The sequence below is a fragment of the Herbaspirillum sp. YR522 genome (assembly GCF_000282575.1).
In the GTDB taxonomy this organism is placed as follows: Bacteria; Pseudomonadota; Gammaproteobacteria; order Burkholderiales; family Burkholderiaceae_D; genus Herbaspirillum.
In genome coordinates this window covers 38,849-57,578 of the sequence record NZ_AKJA01000107.1, presented here as the reverse complement: position 1 = coordinate 57,578, position 18,730 = coordinate 38,849, and the positions used below count along the sequence as shown (strand labels likewise).

Genomic DNA, 18,730 nt, shown 5'->3' with positions numbered 1-18,730 from the left:
GAAAAAAAACAGCGGTGGAATCCGCTGTTTTGGAGATGCCGGTACGGCGTGGCGATTTAGATCATGCCGGTCGAATAGGCGTACTTGATCAGTTCTGCATCGGTGGACAAACCCAGCTTGCGCATCGCATTGTTCTTGTGCGTGCTGACGGTGCTGGGTGTGCGCGAGAGGCGGTCGCAGATGTCGCTGAGCGAATTGCCCTCGACGAACAGGCGCACCACCTCGAGCTCCGAGAGCGTTAATTCCTTGGCGTGCGAGAAGGCCTCGCCCTGCGCCCAGCTCACCTCCAGTTCGCCACGCAGCGACACCGGGAAATACACCTGCTTGGTGCTTTGCGTGGCCAGGCAGGCGTTGATCAGCTCCTCGGGTTTTTCACGCTTGTTGATCACCGAGAACACCCCCATCCGGTACAGGCGCTTGACCACTGCGCTATTGGCCATGGCGGTATAGACGATGACCTTGCTGGACGGATGATCGGCCTTGATGCGCTTGATCAGCGAAAAGCCGTCGGAGTCTTCCTTCTCGTCGTTGGGCATCGTGAAATCGGTGATGACGATCTCGCAGGGCGAACGACGCAATGCGTTGAGCAACGCGTCACCGGTCTCTACTTCGAGGTCGATGCGCACTTCGGGCAGGCGTGCGAGTTCTTGGCGAATGGCGCCCAATACGACCGGGTGGTCGTCAGCAATGGCGACGTGAAGGATCTTGTTGCTCATATTCATTTTTACTACCCCCAATGGATGGATTGACGTTGAAAGTTCGGCGATCGGTGCTGCGTCACCCCACTGACGTCCATGCACCGTGCCTGTCCTCGACTGGATGAGCTCGGGCTTGGTTCCCAATGATTGTCACGTTGACGACTGCCATTTGTGTGCAACTGCCGCGTTCCTCCTATGAAACCGGCATTTAAGATTTTTTAAAAAATCAAGATAAAAAAATGACGCGAATATTTGCGAGTTGATATAAAGCAACATTATTACCGCATTTTTCCTGATAAACTGCTAGGACGTTTACGAGTTGATATTTGAATTAGTTTCGTCGACCCGAAACGCAAAAGATCTAGCGCATGCGAGCGCATTCATCGATGGTCCTGGGAGGGACAACATCGCTATGAGGAATCACCATGTCACTGCACCCCGCCACTGCAACACGTGTTTTCTTGATCGCCGCGCTGGCGGCCATCTCGGCCCAGGTCCACGCGGCCGATGGCACCATTCGCATTAAGGGAGCGGTGGTCGAGCCGGCATGTACGGTATCGACCACGGCCCTGGGGTTCGGGCAGGAAGCATTGCAACAGGCAAGGCGCACCCGCAGGAGCGCGGCCACGCCGCTGGAGTTGAGCATGTACTGCAATGCACGCCAGGCCATCCAGCTGTCGATGATCCAGCCCTCCTCGAAAACACGAGCAGGGTTCGATACCGGGATCGACGGCGTGCGCCTGCAGCTGCAACGCGAGGGACGCGAGGTCACCCCGGGCGAGGCGATCCCCATCGCGCTGCCGCAACGCATGACACACCAGGTCCAGATGAAGGCGCGGCTCGAGGCAGTGGCGAGCCAGGCAGACCAGCCCGAGCGCGGGAGCGTTGCCGCACAGGCGCAGCAAGGCGGCGGGATGCTGGTGGCAATCGACTACCTGTGATGCGACCGCCTGTCTGCGCCGCGCGCGCCAGACAGGCCAAACCGCTCTACCAGTAATCCTCGGTAACGAACTGTCCGCCGCCGCTGCGCCGCAGCGGCGTCATGCCGCGTTCGCGCAGTATTTCACGCACCTGCGTGACCATTTCCGGATTGCCGCACGCCATGACGCGTGCATGTTGCGGCTCGATCTGCGTACCCACTACACGCTCCAGCGAACCATCGGCCAGCAGCGTGGTGATACGCCCCTGCAGCAAGTCCGCCGGTGGCCGGTCGTCGCGCGTGACGGCGCGCAGCGTATGCAGGCGGGCCGCCCATCCGCGCGCTGCGGCCTGCTCGCGCAGGGCGTCGAGTTGTTCGCGATAGGCCAGTTCTTCCTGGTGACGCACCCCATGCACCACCACCAGATGCGCAAAACGCTGCCATACATCGGGTTGCTGCAATATCGACAGGTACGGCCCCAGCCCGGTGCCGGTGGCCAGCATCCACAGGTCGCGACCATCGGTGAAACGGTCGGCCGTCATGAACCCGTAACTCAGCTTTTCGACCCATACCGGCGCGCCCGGACGCAGCCCATCGAGGCAAGTGGTGAACTTGCCGTCGGGGACCACGATGGCGTAGTACTCCAGCACGTCATCGGTCGGCGAGGAAGTGATCGAATAGGCGCGCGAGACGATCTCGCCGTCGATTTCCAGGCCCAGGCGCGCAAACTGGCCGGCTACGAATTGATAGCCGGCCGGGCGCGTGGTACGGAAAGTCAGCAATTTGTCGGTCCATCGCTGCACCGACAGCAGGCGCTCGCAACTGGCCTTTTCGGCATAGGCATCCAGGCTCACTTCATGGCTCCTTGGGCAAGCAGGGTCTGATGCGATGCCGTGCTCGCCCGTCAACGGCGATCGCTCAGAACATTTAAGAAAAATCTGAAAAAAAATCGAGGCCGGCAACACCGTCGGCGGCAGCCATTACAATGACGTTTTTGCTCCAACGGACGGCCTCGGCGCGTGAATTGCAACGACGGTGCGCCCCGCATGACGAACAGGAACTATCTGCTGCGGCCTCCGGTCTGGCTTGATAGCCCGCGTCGCCCGCAATGAACAGGCCTGGTTCACAATAACTCCATATCGTAACCGACTTTGCGCGCACGCCAACAGCCGCCCGGCATCACCGCCTCAACCCGACTACGACGATTCATGAAATGGACTTGCCGCCTGGCCATCACCGCTCTGTGGTGCGCCACCAGTTCTGCCAATGCTGCCTATCGGGTAGAGATCGATGCGCCGCGCTCGGTGCAGGCGCTGCTCAAGGATTTCCTTGACCTCTCGCGCTACCAGGGGCGCGACGATATCAGCGACGAGCAATTGCGCTTCATGACCGATACCGCCGCCGACCAGGTGCGCGAGCTCACCTCCACCGAGGGCTATTTTTCGCCGGTGACCAACATCGAGGTCAAGAGCGAAAGAGGCGACGGCGACGGGGCGCAGGCGACCAAGCGCGTACTCATCCGCGTCGACCCGGGTCCACGCACTACCGTGTCGGCCGCCGAGATCGCGGTCGATGGCGCCGCCGCGCAACAGGACCCGCAACGGGTGCAGCAGATCAGCCGCGACTGGACGCTGCCGCACGGCGCGCCGTTTCGCCAGGAAGACTGGGATCGGGCCAAGCAAGCCGGGCTGGGCGCATTGCAGCAACGCAAATATGCGGCCGCCCGCATTGCCGGCTCGCGCGCCGAGGTCGATCCCGATGAACACCAGGCCGAGCTGTCGGTGCGCTACGACAGTGGCCCGGCCTTCACGTTGGGCCCATTGCAGATCACCGGCACCCGCCGTTATCCCGAACAGATCATCCGCAACGTCAATCCGCTGGTGGTCGGCGAGCCGTTCGATGTCGACCGCTTGCTGAGCTTGCAGCGGCAGATCCAGAACACGCCTTATTTCTCCAATGCTGTGGTCAGTATCGACGACGACCCGGCCCACCCGGACATGGCACCGGTGAAGGTGCAGGTCACCGAATTCCAGCAGCAGCGCATCCGCACCGGGGTCGGTTATGGCACCGACACCGGTGCCCAGGTCGAAGGCCGCTATTCGCACTACAACGTGTTCGACCGGGCCTATGTGTTCGACAGCCAATTGCAGCTGGAGCAGAAGCGCCAGTATGGCCTGCTGAGCCTGGCCATGCCGCCCGATGAGAAGGCCTTCGTCAATAGCGTCAACAGCTCCTATGAGCGCACCCGGCTCGAAGGCATCGACCTGCGCACGCTGCAGACCGGCATCAAGCGCGCGCGTACCGGCGAGCACTACGACACCACCTATTCGCTGACCTATTACCGCGATCAGCTGACCCAGGAAAACGGTACCACCCTGCCCGCCAACACCGTGGTCAGCCCCGGCACCCACCAGGCGCTGGTGCCAGGTTTCGCCTGGGCCCGGCGCAATGTCGACAACCCGATCTTCCCGCGTCACGGCAACCTGCTGACGCTGGAAGCCGGCTTCGCCGTCAAGGGCGTGCTGACCGACCAGAGCTTCGGGCGCCTGTACGGCCGCTTCAAGCAGTTCGTGCCAGTGGCGCGACGCGACCTGGTGCTGTTGCGCGCCGAGCTGGGTGGCGTGTTCACCGCCGGGCGCGCCTCGTCCGTGCCCGCCTCGCTGCTGTTTCGCACCGGCGGTAACGACTCGGTGCGCGGTTATAGCTACCAGAGCATCGGCAACGAGCGCAACGGCACCGTCTTTCCCACCAAGTACCTGGCCGTGGGCAGCAGCGAATACCAGCACTGGTTCACCGAGAACTGGGGCGCGGCGCTGTTCTACGACATCGGTGCTGCCGCCGACAGCTGGAGCAACAAGACCTTCTACCAGGGCGTGGGCACCGGCGCACGCTGGCGCAGCCCGGTCGGCACGCTCAATCTCGACCTGGCCTACGGCGTGCAGAAACGCCAGATCAGGCCGCATATCTCGTTGGGCATCGCCTTTTGACGATATCGACACACCCTATTCCACAGTTTTGATCGGCAAGCACGCATGAACGACCAGCATCCATCCCCTTCCGAGCAACCACCCGCGACACGCCGTCGTCGCGCCGGCAGGATCGCGTGCTGGAGCGTCGGTGCACTGGCGCTGGCCGTGCTGGCCGCAGGCGGCGCCGGCCTGTATGTGGTCAAGACCGAAAGCGGCACGCGGCTGGCCTGGAACAGCGCCGTGCGGCTGCTGGACGGAAAACTGTCGGGCCAGTTGCTGGATGGCACCATCGCCGATGGCTTGCGCCTGCGCGATCTGCATTACCGCGACCAGCGGCGCATCCTCTCGATCGACCGCGTCGACGCCAGCTGGCACCTGGCGCTGGCGCCGCGCAAGCTGACCGTGCGTTATCTGCGGGTGGGTTCGGTCGCGCTCAACCAGCAACCGGCACCCGCCGAACCGACTACCACGCCAGAGTCGCTCGAACTGCCATTGGCGCTCGATTTGCGCGAGATCGCGCTGGACCGGCTGAGCTTTACCGAAGGCACCTCGAGCACCGAATTATCGAAGCTGCGGCTGCACGGTCAATCCGATGGACGCGCCCATCGGCTGGTACTGGACAGCCTGGTGACGCCCTTGGGCGACGCCACGGCGCGGCTGGACCTGGATGGCAAGACGCCGTTCGCCGTCGGCGGCGCCCTGGAATTGTCCGGCCAGTACCAGGCCGCCGGCCTGCAGGAAAAATACCGCCTGGCCGCGCAGCTGTCGGGGTCGCTGCACGACCTGGGCGTGGCGCTGACGGCGACCGGCGACCGCCTCGACGGCAGTGCCAAGCTGCAGGCCACGCCGTTTGCGCCGGTGCCGCTCAAGAGCGCCAAGGTCGACCTGCAGCATCTCAACCCGCAAGCCTTCAATGCCGCTGCGCCCCAGGCCGATTTGCGGATCACGGCCGACCTGGCGCCGGTGGCCGGCAGCCCGACCCTGCGCGTGGCCGGCACCGTCGGCATCGACAACGCCCGGCCCGGCAGTCTCGACCGGCAACTGCTGCCGTTGCTGTCGGCGCACGCCAATGTCGAACTCGACCTGCAGGACCAGAAGCTGAGCCGCCTCGAACTGCGCTTGCCCGGCAATGGCCGCCTCGACGGCAGCGGGCAGTTCAGCACCAGCGGCGAAGGCAAGTTCGATTTTCGCATCGCCGCCCTGGACTTGAACCAGGTGCATCGCCAACTCAAGCCCACGCAACTGGCCGGCCCGTTGCAGGTGACCATCGCGCCGGCGGCCCAGCAGGTCAAGCTGGCGCTGGACGACCGTCAAATCAGGCTGCGCCTGGACAGCACCATCCGTGCCGAACAGGTCGAATTGCACCAGGCCAGCCTGGCGGCCGGCCGCTCGCGCCTGGAAGCGAGCGGCAAGCTCGACACCACGGGCGCCATGGGCTACGCCATCAAGGGGCGGCTGGTCGACTTCGATCCGACGGCCTGGTTGCAGGCATTCACGCCATCGCCGGCCGCCAAGGACAAAGGCCGGGCCGGCGCCGGCAAGCCACTGCCGGCGGCCACCGCCAAGCCGGTGCAGGCGCGCATCAACATGGATTTCGACGCCAGCGGCGCCATCTCGCCCGAACTGCAATTGAAGCTGGCCTTCGCCATTGGTGACAGCAGTTATGGTGCCTTGCCGATGCGCGGCCAGGGCCAGGTCAGCCTGGCCGGCAAGCGCCTGTTGCCCAGTCGCGCCAATTTGCTGGTGGCCGGCAATACCCTGGTCGTCGATGGCAGCTTCGGCAGCGCCCGCGACCGGCTCGACCTGAAACTCGATGCGCCGCATCTGGAACGCCTGGGATATGGCCTGTCGGGCCTGTTGCGGCTGCAAGGCCAACTGAGCGGCAGCCAGCAACGCCCCGCCCTGCACGCGACCTACCAGGCCGAGAACCTGGTGCTTGCCCAGCATCGGCTGGCGCGCCTGGCCGGTGGCGCCGACCTGCAGGCCAACCTGGCGGCGGCCATCGATTCACCCGAAAACAAGCTTTCGCTGCGCGTACAGGGGCAAGGCTACCAAGGCCCGCAAGCGCGGCTGGACAAGCTCGATGTCGATCTGGATGGCACCTGGAGCCGCCACACCCTGGCGTTGCGCAGCAATGGCCGGGTCATGGACCAGCCGCTCGACCTGGACCTCGCCGCCCACGGCAGGCTCACCCAGCCGACCCGGGGCGCCTATGGTTGGGATGGGGTCATCGACCGCCTGCGCAACGACGGCCTGCCGCGCCTGGCCATGAGCAGTCCGCTGCCCCTGAAAGCCTCGGCCGAGGGCATCGAGGCCGGGGCCACCCGGCTTGAGATCGACCGCATGGCGTTGGACCTGAAACACCTGTCGTACCGGCAAGGGCGCATTGCCTCGGCCGGCCAGGCCCATGCCATCGATGTCGGGCGCCTGCTGCAGATCGCCCAGAACCTTACCGGCACGCCACCGCCGGTCAAGACCGACCTGGTGCTCGATGGCGACTGGGATTTCTCGCTGGCCGAGCGTGCCAGCGGCTTCATGCAGCTGGTGCGCAAGTCGGGCGATGCAAGGGTCGCCACCACTAACGGCGAAGTCGCATTGGGGCTGTCCGAGCTACGCCTGCGGGCCGACCTGCAGGGCCAGCAGATGCGGGTCGATGGTCGCATCGATGCCGCCCGCGTGGGCACCGTCGACATCGGTGGCGCCATCGGCTTGCAGCGCATCGACCAGTTGCTCACCCTGGCCGACGCGTCGCCGCTGGCGCTCAAGGCGCGCCTGGCGGTGCCCGAACTGAAGCGGGTAGGCGACCTGATCGGCCCGCAGCTCAGCCTCAAGGGCCGGCTGGCCGCGGAGCTGAGCGCGAGCGGTACCCTGGGACAACCCAGGCTGTCGGGCGCGATCAACGGCGACGAACTGGCGGTGACCGAATTCGACCAGGGTATCCAGCTCAAGGATGGCATCGTGCGCATCGTGATGGACGACAACGTGATCGACCTGCGGCAGATCGAGTTCCACGGCGGCGCCGGCACCTTGCGCGCCAACGGCAAGGTACAGCTGGGCGCCTCCAACCCCGACCTCAATGCCACCATCACCGCCGAACGACTGGAACTGTTCGCCAGTCCGGACCGCCGCCTGATGATCTCGGGCCAGGGCCGCATCGCCAACGTCAACGAGCAGTTGCGGGTGGACGGCAAGTTCACCGTCGACCGTGCCCTGTTCGACCTGCCCAAGAGCAGCGCGCCCAAGCTGGGTGACGACGTCGTCATCGTGCGGCGCGGCGAACGCGCCAAGAGCGGCGCCAATGCCACGTCACAGCAAAAGCTGCAGGCCGCCACCGAAAAACCGGCCGGCAGGTTTGCCCCGGTCATCAACCTGGCCATCGACCTGGGCAACGATTTCCGCTTCCGCGGCACCGGCGCCGACCTGCTGCTGCGAGGCGACATGAACGTGCACAGCGAACCGCTGTCGCCCATGCGCGCCACCGGCACCATCAATGTCGCCGAAGGTACCTACGAGGCATTCGGTACCAAGCTCAATATCGAGCGGGGCATCATCAATTTCCAGGGACCGATCGGCAACCCGAACATCAACATCCTGGCGATGCGTCGCAACCAGGACGTCGAAGCCGGGGTCTCGGTCACGGGCAACGTCAACCAGCCGCGCGTGCAATTGGTATCGGAACCGAATGTGCCGGACGACGAGAAGCTGTCATGGATGATGTTCGGCCACGGCACCGACAGTTCCAGCATCGGCCAGCGCAGCGCCAGCAGCCAGGCGCTGGCCCTGGTGGGCAACCTGGGCGGCAAGCGCATCGCCAAGGATATCGGTCTGGACCAGTTCTCGATCGGCGCCAGCGAATCGGGCCTGAGCGACGACCAGGTGGTCAACCTGGGCAAGGCCATTACCGAGAAGATCACCCTGGGCTACGAACAGAGCCTGTCGGGCGCGGCCAGCGTGGCCAAGGCGACCTGGCAGTTTTCGCAGCGCTGGTCGGCGGTGGCGCGGGCCGGCACCATCAATGGCTTGAACGTGGTGTTCAATCGCCGCTTCGACTGACGACCGGGCGGCCGGGCGGTCAACGGCACGCCCGGCGCGCCGCTGGCCCGCACCGGCCTACAGCCACCCGGCCCGTCGCAGGCGGCGCCACAGCAAGGAGCAGCCGGTGATGATCCCGCCGAGCACCAGCGGGAAGCTCCAGCGCCAGTCGAGCCCCGGCATGTGCGCGAAGTTCATGCCGTAGAGGCTGAAGATCATGGTCGGTATGGCCAGGATCGCACCCCAACCGGCCAGCGTCTGCACGATCTCGTTCTGGTGGATGGTCACCTGCGCCAGGTTGATCTGCACGGCCGATTCCACCATCTCGCGCAGCCGATCGCCGGTATCGATGAAGCGCACCACGTGATCGTAGATATCGCGGAAATACGCCTTGCCGTCCTTGGTGATGAGCCCCTCGTGAAAGCGCAGGATCTGGGTACACACATCGAGCAAGGGCGAAGCCGCCGAACGCAGGCGGATCAGTTGCCGCTTGAGCTGGTACAGCTCCTGCAGATAGGCCTGGCCGGTATTGGCGGCGGGGTCGAACAACTGCGCCTCGAACTGGGAAAACTTGGCCTCCAGGTCATCCATGATCGGTCGGTAGTTGTCGACCACGAAGTCCATGATGGCGTACAGCACGAAGCCTGGCCCACGCCCCAGTCGCTCCGGCAGCATCTCGCAGTGTTCGCGCACCTTGGCATAGCTGCGCGAAGCCCCGTGGCGCACCGTGACCACGAAGCGCGGACCGGTCATGATGTGGGTCTCGCCGAACTGGATCTCGCCACCGACCAGTTGCGCCGTGTGCAGCACCACGAACAGGGTGTCGCCGTACTCTTCGATCTTGGGCCGCTGGTGCGCGGCGTAGGCGTCTTCGACCGCCAGTTCGTGCAGGTTGAATTCTTCCTTGATCTTGGCCATCAGCTCGACGTTGGGCTCGAGCAGGCCCAGCCAGACGAAGGTCCCGCCCTCCTGCAGTACGTCGCTGATTTCATCGAGACCGATCTCGCGCAGCTTCTTGCCTTTCTTGTAGACCGTGCAATTGACGATCATGTTGGCGTCGATCATGGTGTGCTCCTCACGCTGCAACCCGGCGGCAGCGCCCGATTTGATTGTTATTGGGCCGGTCGGAACAGGCGCTGCTTGAGAAACTGCGCCATCATCACGCCAGCCAGCGTGATGGCCCCGCCTACCGCATGATAGCCGTGCAGGTCTTCACCCAGCGCCAGCACAGCGATAATGACAGTAAAGATAGGCATCAGGTTCACAAACGCCGAGCAGCGGCTGGCCCCCAGGTGCGCCACGCCACGCATCCACAGGAACTGCGACACGATCGAGGCGGCGATGCCGGCATACAGCAGGATCGGCAGGTTCTGCGCCGTCAAGGCGGTGTGGTGCCCGATCACGAAGCCGGGAAACAGCAACAGCACCGCCATCAACACCTGCATGTAGAGCAGTTGCCAGGTCACCAGCGGCAGCGCCCAACGCCGCAGCAGTACGCCGTACAGCCCATAGGACACGGTCGCCAGCAGCATCAGCAGATCGCCCACCACCACGCCGTTGTCGAACAGGTCCAGCGGATGGCCGCGCCCGATCAGCACCGACATGCCCAGCAACGACAGCAGGCCACCGGCGAGCGTGCCCACGGTGGGCGGCTCCGAAAGCAACCTGATACTCAACAGCAAGGTCAGCAACGGCATGAGCGAGGTGATGATGCCCATGCTGGTGGCCGAGGACGTCGCCGCCGCGAAATAGGCCAGGCTCTGGAACAGCACCATGCCCAACAGCGCCAGCACCGCGATCTTGCCCAGGTGCGGGCGGATATTGGCTCGGTTGCGCCAGGTCTGGCGCGCCAGGAAGGGCGACATCAGCACCGCGGCCAGCACCCAGCGATAGAACGAGATGTCTTCCGGCGCGATCACATTGGCGGCCAGCTTGCTGACCACCGTATTGCCGGCCCAGATCGATACCGCGCCCAGGGGGAACCAGAGGAATCTGTATTGCATGTCTTGATCTTGTTCAGCGGCTCGCGCCAGCGGGGGTGGAAGGCGGGCGACCATTGCCCGACAGTTCGCTGCCGGCATTGAGCGGCAGGTGGCGCAACATCAGCAGCGACAACGATGCCACCAGCGACACGGCCACGAAGGCCGGCCAGAAATCGGCCGTCACCAGGGTCGCGTGGCCCTGCAACTCGGTCGATGCCTGCAGCACGAAACCGGCCAGCACCACACCCATGCCGATCGACAGCTGCTGCGCCACGCTGGCCATGCTGGTGGCCTGGCTCAGGTGCGACTTGTCGACATCGGCATACGAAATGGCGTTGAGGCTGGTGAACTGCAACGAGCGAAAGCAGCCGCCCAGCAACAGGATGAACGTCATCAGCAGGTAGGGCATGGCCGGCGAGAACAAGGCGATGGCCAACAGGCTCAGCACGCCCAGGGCGCCGTTGACCATCAGCACCCGGCGAAAGCCGTAGCGCTTGAGCACGCGGGCAGCAATGGTCTTCATGAACATGGCGCCGGCGGCGGAGGCACAGGTCAATAGTCCCGAATGGAAAGGCGTATAGCCAAAGCCCAGCTGCAGCATCAACGGCAGCAGGAACGGAATGGCGCCGATGCCCACCCGGTACAGCGAGCCGCCCAGCACCCCGGCCTGCAAGGTCGGGATGCGCAGCAGGCGCAGGTCGATCAGGGGCGCCGCGGCGCGCCGGGCATGCCAAACGTAAGCGGCCAGGAACACCGCTCCGCCCACTACACAGGCCAGCGAGATCTCGCCCGAGACCAGATGCCGACCCGAGGTGGCCAGGCCCATCATGAGCAGCGAACAGCCCAGCGCCGACAGCACGAAGCCGGGCCAGTCGAGCGGCTTGACCTGTTCTTCGCGCAGGTCGGGAATGAAGCGCGTGGCCAGGTACAGGCCGAGGATGCTGATCGGGATATTGATGAAGAAGATCCAGCGCCAGTGGAAATAGGTGGTGATGAAGCCACCCAGCGGCGGCCCCAGGATCGGCCCGAACAGCGCCGGAATGGTGAGGTAGGACAAGGCCCTGACCAGGTTGGCCTTCTCGACGCTGCGCAGGATCACCAACCGGCCCACCGGCACCATCATGGCGCCGCCGATGCCCTGCAGGAACCGCGCCGCCACGAACTGCGGCAGGGTCGACGACACCCCGCACAGGATCGAACCCAGCATGAACACGCAGATGGCCCAGCGGAAGATGGTGAGCGAACCGAAGCGATCGGCCATCCAGCCCGAGATCGGGATGAATACCGCCAGGCTCACCAGATAGGACGTCAGTGCCAGCTTGAGCGAGATCGGGTCGACCGCCATATCCAGCGCCAGCGCCGGCAACGAGGTCGAGATGACGGTAGAGTCCATTTGCTCCATGAAGAGCGCACAGGCGACGATCAGCGGGATGACGAAGGTGCGTGGAATGGACATCGACAGAGGTTGACAGTTTGACACGTGGGCAGCGCATGGCGCCGCCCGGCAAGCCTTCGAGTATACCTTTTACGCTATGATGCTGCCGGGCGCCCCGCGCCTTTGCCTGCCCTTGCCGCCCGACTTGCCACGCCGCACCATGACCCTCTGCTTCGCCCTGCTCGACGATCACCTGGCCACCCGCGCCGCGCCGCGCTCGCGGCTCTACACGCAGCACCTGCGCACCCTGTCCTGCCACGATGCCGCCGGCCTGGCGCCCATGCTGGAGCAGATGCAGCAGGCACTGGCGAGTGGCCTGCACGCCGTGGCCCTGTGGCACTACGAACTGGGTGCGGCCATGCAGGGCCTGCCGCATCGCCATGGCGCCGGCCCCCTGGCCGAGATCCTGTTGTTCGGGCGCTGCGAGCGCCTGGCCGCAGCCCAGGTCGACGACTGGCTGGCCACGCAGGCGGCGACGACAACGGGCCCGGCCGGCGTGGCCCGGCTCCGGGCCAGCGTCAGCCAGCAACAGTTCGGCGCCGCCATCGACCGTATCCGCGATTACATCGCCGCCGGCCACACCTATCAGGTCAACTATACCTATCGCCTGCATTTCGATGCCTACGGCGAACCGCTGGCCCTGTATCGACGGCTGCGCCAGCGCCAGCCGGTGCCGTACGGGGCATTGGTGTGCCGCGAGGACGGCGCGGCGATCCTGTCATTCTCGCCCGAGCTGTTCGTGCAGCACACCCAGGGCGTGCTCAAGGCCAAGCCGATGAAAGGCACCGCGCGCGCCGCCGACGCCGACCATGCCGACGCCGAGGCAATCAATGTGCAACGGGCATTGCAGCTGGCGGCCGACGCCAAGAACCGCGCAGAGAACCTGATGATCGTCGACCTGCTGCGCAACGACCTGGGGCGGGTAGCGGTGCCGGGATCGGTGCAGGTGCCCAAGCTGTTCGACGTGCGCCGCTATGGCCAGGTGCTGCAGATGACCTCGACCATACGCGCCCGCCTGCGACCGGACGTCGCGCTGGCCGAGGTGGTCGCCGCGCTCTATCCCTGCGGCTCGATCACCGGGGCCCCCAAGCGCCGCACCATGGAAATCATCGACGAGCTCGAAACCGCGCCGCGCGGACTCTATACCGGCGCCATCGGCTGGTTCGAGGCGTCCCACGGCACGTCCCGGGCCATCGGCGACTTCTGCCTGTCGGTGCCGATCCGCACGCTGCAACTGCAGCCGCCGCAGGCGGGGATGCGGCCTGGCGTGCTGGGCCTGGGGGCCGGTATCGTCCATGACAGCGATGCCGATTCCGAATATGCCGAATGCAACCTGAAGGCGCGCTTCCTGACCGGGATGGGGCACGACTTCACGCTGTTCGAAACCATCCGCGCCACGCGCGATGGCGCACGCCATCTCGACTTGCACCTGGCGCGCTTGCGCGCGTCGGCCGCCGACTTGGGCTTTGTCTACGATGAAGCCGCCATCCGCGCGGCGTTGCACCAGACCTGCAGCGTGCTGCCGGACGGCTTGCATCGCCTGCGGCTGGACCTGGCGGACGACGGCGCGATCGACCTGCGGCACGCGCCGCTGGCACCGCTGGACGAACCGCTCAAGGTGTTCCTCGCGGCCGCACCCACCGACAGCCGTGACCCGCTGTTGCGTTACAAGAGCAGCGCGCGCGCCCTCTACGACGCCGCCTGGAAGGACGCCGAGGCACGCGGCGGCTTCGACCTGCTGTTCTTCAACGAAAAGGATGAACTGACCGAGGGCGGCCGCTGCAACGTGTTCGTGCTGCTGGATGGCCGTTGGACCACGCCGCCCTTGGCGGCAGGACTGCTGCCCGGCGTGATGCGCACGGTGTTGCTGGCCGACCCGCACTACAACGCGGTCGAGGCCACCGTCACGCGTGCCCAGTTGCTGCGGGCCGAGCAGATCGTCGTCTGCAACGCCCTGCGCGGGGCGCAGCGCGCTATCTTGGCGCCTTGAGCCCCACCGCGGCCAGGTCTTCCAGGCTGGCCGCGTCCCAGCCGCCACCCAGCGCCTTGGCCAGCAACACGCTGGCCGCCATGCGCCGGTTCTGGATATCCAGCGCCGAACGCTCGGCCGACAAGGCCGTGGCCTGCGCCGTGATCACATTGACATAGCTGACGGTGCCGGCCTTGTACTGGTTGGTCACCAGCGTGACTGCCTGGCGCGCCGATTGCAGGGCGTCATCCTGCACCGCCGCTTCCTGTTCCAGGATGCGCAAGGCGGCCAGGTTGTCCTCGACTTCCTGGAACGCCGTCAACACCGCCTGCTTGTATTGGGCCACGGTACCGTCATAGGACGCAATGGCCTGGTCGGTGGCGGCACGCCGGGCACCGCCATCGAAAATGGTCTGCGCCAGTTGCGGCCCCAACGACCACACCCGCCCCGGCAGCGAGAACCAGTCCGCAAAACTGGAGCTCTGGTAGCCGCCCGAGGCCGACAACGTCAGGCTGGGGAAGTACGCCGCCCGGGCCACGCCGATGTTGGCATTGGCCGCGGCCACGCGACGCTCGGCGGCCGCGACGTCGGGCCGGCGTTCCAGCAACATCGACGGCAACCCCTGCGGCACCGGTGGTGCCGACGCCGCCAGCGGCGCGCGCGGCAGTGCGAAGCCGGCCGGCGTCTTGCCCACCAGCAGCGCAATGGCGTGCTCCATCTGGGCGCGCGAAACCTGGTTGTCCAGCGCCTGGGCCTGGGCCGACTTGAACTGGGTCTGCGCCTGGATCACGTCGGACTTGGCCACCATGCCGGCGGCGTACTGGTTCTGCGTCAGTTGCAGCGAGCGCTGGTAGGCCGCCACCGTTTCATCGAGCAACTGCTGCTCGGCGTCGAGCACGCGCAATTGCAGGTAGTTCTGCGCCAGTGCAGCCTGCGCCGACAGGCGGGCCGCGGCCAGGTCGGCGGCGCTGGCCTGGGCGCTGGCACTGCTGGCTTCGACGCTGCGCCGCACGCGACCCCAGATGTCGGCTTCCCACGAAGCGTCCAGACCGAACGAATAGGCATTGCGTACCGACCCGTTGCCCGTGGCATTGGATGCATTCGATGAAGCCGACGAACTGGCCGCGCGCGAGCGGGTGGCCGACGCGCTCGCCTCCAGCGTGGGCGACTGCGCCGCGCGCGCGCTCTGCACGGCGGCCCGGGCGCTGCGGAAATTGGCTTCGGCCAGTGCCAGGTTCTGGTTCGAGATATCGACCTGGGCCACCAGCGCATCGAGCTGGGGGTCGCCGAACATCTGCCACCAGCGGCCATCGGCGTCTAGCTCGCGCGGCTCGGCCGGCTTCCAGTCCTGCCCTTCCTTGAAGGCCAGTGGCGTGTCTTGCAGCTGGGGCCGCACATAGTCGGGTCCGACGGCGCAGGCGGTCAGTGCGAACGCCGCGGCCAGTGCCGGCAACAACGGTTTGAGCTTGCTTTTCATTCGAGTCTCCAGGCCTCAGGCGGCCGAGGTTTCGGTGTTCTTGCGGCCGAAGCGGCGTTGGCTCCAGGCGCGCAGGCGTTCCATGGTCAGGTACACCACCGGCGTGGTGTAGAGCGTGAGCAACTGGCTCACCACCAGGCCACCGACGATGGCAATACCCAGCGGCTGGCGCAGCTCGGCGCCGTCGCCGCGGCCGAGAGCCAGCGGGATGGCACCCAGCAGCGCGGCCATGGTGGTCATCATGATCGGCCTGAATCGCAGCAGGCAGGCCTCGAAGATGGCATCGCGCGGCGACAGGCCGCGATTGCGTTCGGCGTCCAGCGCGAAGTCGATCATCATGATGGCGTTCTTCTTGACGATGCCGATCAACAGGATCACCCCGATCAGCGCGATCAGGCTGAAATCGGTCCCGGTCAGCAGCAGCGCCAGCAAGGCGCCGACCCCGGCCGAGGGCAGCGTCGAAATGATGGTGATGGGGTGGATCAGGCTTTCGTACAGGATGCCCAGCACGATATACACCGCCAACAGCGCCGTAAGGATCAGCAACGGCTGCGACGACAACGACGACTGGAAGGCGTTGGCGGTGCCGGCGAAGGTGCCGTGTACGCTGGTGGGCACGCCCAGCGACGACATGGCGCGGTCGATGGCGGCGGTGGCCTGCGACAGCGACACCCCTTCGGCCAGGTTGAACGACAGCGTGGACGCCACGAACTGCCCTTCGTGGCTCACCGACAGGGCGGTCGTGGTCGGCGCGAAACTGGCGAAGCTGGCCAGCGGCACCTGGCGCGAGGCCGCCGTGGAAATGGTCTGCGCCAGGCCGCTGTTGGAATTGAGCTTGCCGGCGGCCGACAGCGCCGGCGGCGTCGACAGGGTCGAGGTGGTCGGCGACAGGTTGCTCGACGCGGCCAGGCTGACGTAGGTGTCCTTCAAAATCTCGGGGCTTTGCCAGTACTGCGGCGCGGCTTCCATCACCACATGGTACTGGTTCATGCCACTGTAGATGGTCGATATCTGGCGCTGGCCGAACAGGTCCGACAGCGTGGCGTCGATCAACTGCGGCGTGACCCCGGCCCGGATGGCGCCCTCGCGGTCGATGGTGAGCGTGGTCTGCAGGCCGTTGTCCTGCTGGTCGGTGCTGACATCCTCCAGTTCCTTGAGCTCGGAAAAGGCCTGGCGGATCTTCGGTTCCCACTGCCGCAGCAGCGCCACGTCGTCCGACTTGAGCGAATACTCGTACTGCGAATCGCTCTGGCGCGCGCCCACGCGGATGTCCTGCACCGGCACCAGGAACACCCGCGCGCCGGCCACCTTGGCCAGCTTCATGCGCAAGCGTGCAATCACCTGGTCGGCCGACGCACGACGCTCGGACAAGGGTTTGAGCGTGACGAACATGTTGCCCCCGTTGCGCCGCTGGCCGCCGGTAAACGCCACCACGTCGGCCACCGCCGGGTCCTGCTTGACGATGTCGATGAACTCGGCAAGCTTGACCTTCATGGCCTGGAACGAGATGGCCTGGTCGCCGCGGATGCCGCCGATCAGGCGCCCGGTATCCTGCTGCGGGAAGAAACCCTTGGGAATGGCCTTGTACAGGTAGACGTTCAGCGCCACGGTGGCCAGCAGGATCAGCAGCATCAGTGGCGCCGCCCGCAGCGCCCAACCGAGCGAGCGGCGGTAGGCCAGCAGCATGTCGTCGAAGATGGCCTCGACCTGGGTCATCCATCTCTGCAGCAACGGATGCCGCGCGCGGGCGCGTTCTTCTTCGCTGCGCGGATCGTGTCGCAGCAGCACCGCGCACATCATCGGCGTGGTGGTGAGCGAAATCACCAGCGACACCAGGATCGCCACCGACAGGGTGATGGCGAATTCGCGGAACAGGCGACCGACGATGCCTTCCATGAGCAGGATGGGGATGAATACGGCAATGAGCGAGATGCTCATCGACAGCACCGTGAAGCCGACCTCGCGCGCACCCAGCAACGCCGCCTTGACCGGCTTCATGCCGGCTTCGATATGGCGCGAGATGTTTTCCAATACCACGATGGCGTCATCGACGACGAACCCGGTGGCGATCGTCAAGGCCATCAGCGACAGGTTGTCCAGGCTGAAGCCGGCCAGGTACATCACGCCGAAGGTACCGATCAACGATACCGGCACCGCCACCGCCGGGATCAGCGTGGCCCGCAGGTTGCGCAGGAACAGGAACACCACCATGATCACCAGCGCCACCGACAGGATCAGCGTGAATTCGGTCTCTTTCAGCGAGGCGCGGATGGTGGGCGTGCGATCCATCACCACCTTCATGTCGATGGCCGCCGGGATCGATGCCTGCAATTGCGGCAGCAGCGCATTGACGCTGTCGACGGTATCGATGATGTTGGCGCCGGGCTGGCGGTTGATGATCACCAGCACCGACGGCTTGCCGTTGGACGAACCGTAGTTGCGCACGTCGGCCACCGAATCGCGGATCTCGGCCACGTCGCGCACCCGCACCGGCGTGCCATTGCGATAGGACACGATCAGCGGCGCATATTCGGCGGCGGTGCCGGCCTGGTCGTTGGCATAGATCTGCCAGCTGCGCTGGCCATCCTCCAGCAGGCCCTTGGGACGATTGGCATTGGTGGCGGCGATCGCGGTGCGCACGTCGGCCGTCCCGATGCCGTACTTGTTGAGCGCGGTCGGGTTGAGCTCGATCCGTACGGCAGGCTGCGAACTGCCGCCCACGCTGACCTGCCCTACCCCGCGCACCTGCGACAGTTTCTGCGCCACGATGCTGTCGGCCGCGTCGTACATCTGGCCCTGGGTCATGGTGTCCGAGGTCATCGCCAGGATCATCACCGGCGCATCGGCCGGATTGACCTTGCGGTAGGTCGGGTTGCTCGGCATGCCGGTAGGCAGCAGGTTGCGTGCCGCATTGAGGGCGGCCTGGACGTCGCGGGCGGCGCCATCGATGTCGCGGGTGAGGGCAAACTGCAGCGTGATGCGGGTCGAGTTCTGCGAACTGGTCGATGTCATCTCGGTCACGCCGGCGATGGCGCCCATGGCCCGCTCGAGCGGCGTGGCCACGGTCGCGGCCATGGTCTCGGGGCTGGCACCGGGCATCGAGGCCGAGATCGAGATGGTCGGGTAATCGACCTGCGGCAGCGGCGACACCGGCAGCAGCTTGAACGCCACGATGCCGGCCAACGCGATGCCGATGGTCAAGAGGGTGGTGGCGATGGGCCGGGCGATGAAGGGAAGCGAGATGTTCAT

General features: G+C 65.6%; 11 protein-coding genes. 4 read left to right on the top strand and 7 right to left on the bottom strand.

The features are described 5' to 3' along the window. Window positions 1-56: 56 nt before the first annotated feature. On the bottom strand, window positions 57-722 hold the full coding sequence (locus PMI40_RS14655) for a response regulator transcription factor (RefSeq protein ID WP_008116766.1): 666 nt from the start codon (window positions 720-722) through the stop codon (window positions 57-59). A 401-nt stretch (window positions 723-1,123) separates the two neighbouring features. On the opposite strand from PMI40_RS14655, the gene PMI40_RS14650 reads away from it, so the two are divergent. Beyond that, window positions 1,124-1,639, top strand: coding sequence for a type 1 fimbrial protein (locus PMI40_RS14650; protein WP_008116764.1), 516 nt, complete (start codon window positions 1,124-1,126; stop codon window positions 1,637-1,639). Between the two features lie 46 nt (window positions 1,640-1,685). Here the strand turns inward: PMI40_RS14650 and PMI40_RS14645 are convergent, their stop codons facing one another. Then, window positions 1,686-2,471 carry a ferredoxin--NADP reductase gene (locus tag PMI40_RS14645; protein WP_008116761.1) on the bottom strand — a complete coding sequence of 262 codons (786 nt, stop codon included), beginning with the start codon at window positions 2,469-2,471 and terminating at the stop codon, window positions 1,686-1,688. A 354-nt stretch (window positions 2,472-2,825) separates the two neighbouring features. On the opposite strand from PMI40_RS14645, the gene PMI40_RS14640 reads away from it, so the two are divergent. Both PMI40_RS14640 and PMI40_RS14635 read left to right on the top strand, forming a co-directional pair. Beyond that, window positions 2,826-4,604, top strand: a complete 1,779-nt coding sequence (locus tag PMI40_RS14640) for an autotransporter assembly complex family protein (RefSeq protein ID WP_008116759.1) — start codon at window positions 2,826-2,828, stop codon at window positions 4,602-4,604. Between the two features lie 45 nt (window positions 4,605-4,649). Then, window positions 4,650-8,639, top strand: coding sequence for a translocation/assembly module TamB domain-containing protein (locus PMI40_RS14635; RefSeq protein WP_008116756.1), 3,990 nt, complete (start codon window positions 4,650-4,652; stop codon window positions 8,637-8,639). A gap of 57 nt (window positions 8,640-8,696) precedes the next feature. Here PMI40_RS14635 and PMI40_RS14630 read toward each other — a convergent pair whose 3' ends face one another. Genes PMI40_RS14630 through PMI40_RS14620 form a run of 3 tightly spaced genes read right to left on the bottom strand, consistent with a single transcriptional unit; the run spans window position 8,697 to window position 12,056 of the window. Continuing rightward, window positions 8,697-9,683 (bottom strand): magnesium and cobalt transport protein CorA, encoded by a 987-nt coding sequence (locus tag PMI40_RS14630; protein WP_008116754.1) that lies wholly within the window; start codon window positions 9,681-9,683, stop codon window positions 8,697-8,699. 47 nt (window positions 9,684-9,730) lie between these two features. After that, entirely contained in the window at window positions 9,731-10,621 is an 891-nt protein-coding gene (locus tag PMI40_RS14625) for a DMT family transporter (protein WP_008116753.1), read from the bottom strand. Between the two features lie 13 nt (window positions 10,622-10,634). Next, window positions 10,635-12,056 (bottom strand): MFS transporter, encoded by a 1,422-nt coding sequence (locus PMI40_RS14620; RefSeq protein WP_008116751.1) that lies wholly within the window; start codon window positions 12,054-12,056, stop codon window positions 10,635-10,637. 139 nt (window positions 12,057-12,195) lie between these two features. On the opposite strand from PMI40_RS14620, the gene pabB reads away from it, so the two are divergent. Beyond that, the gene (gene pabB / locus PMI40_RS14615; RefSeq protein ID WP_040502096.1) at window positions 12,196-14,025 is read left to right on the top strand and encodes an aminodeoxychorismate synthase component I; all 1,830 of its coding nucleotides are present in this window, start codon (window positions 12,196-12,198) and stop codon (window positions 14,023-14,025) included. Here the strand turns inward: pabB and PMI40_RS14610 are convergent. After that, window positions 14,009-15,481, bottom strand: a complete 1,473-nt coding sequence (locus PMI40_RS14610) for an efflux transporter outer membrane subunit (protein ID WP_008116747.1) — start codon at window positions 15,479-15,481, stop codon at window positions 14,009-14,011. The genes pabB and PMI40_RS14610 overlap by 17 nt on opposite strands. Window positions 15,482-15,496: 15 nt before the next feature. Then, window positions 15,497-18,730: an efflux RND transporter permease subunit gene (locus tag PMI40_RS14605; protein ID WP_008116746.1), complete on the bottom strand. Its 3,234-nt coding sequence runs from the start codon at window positions 18,728-18,730 to the stop codon at window positions 15,497-15,499.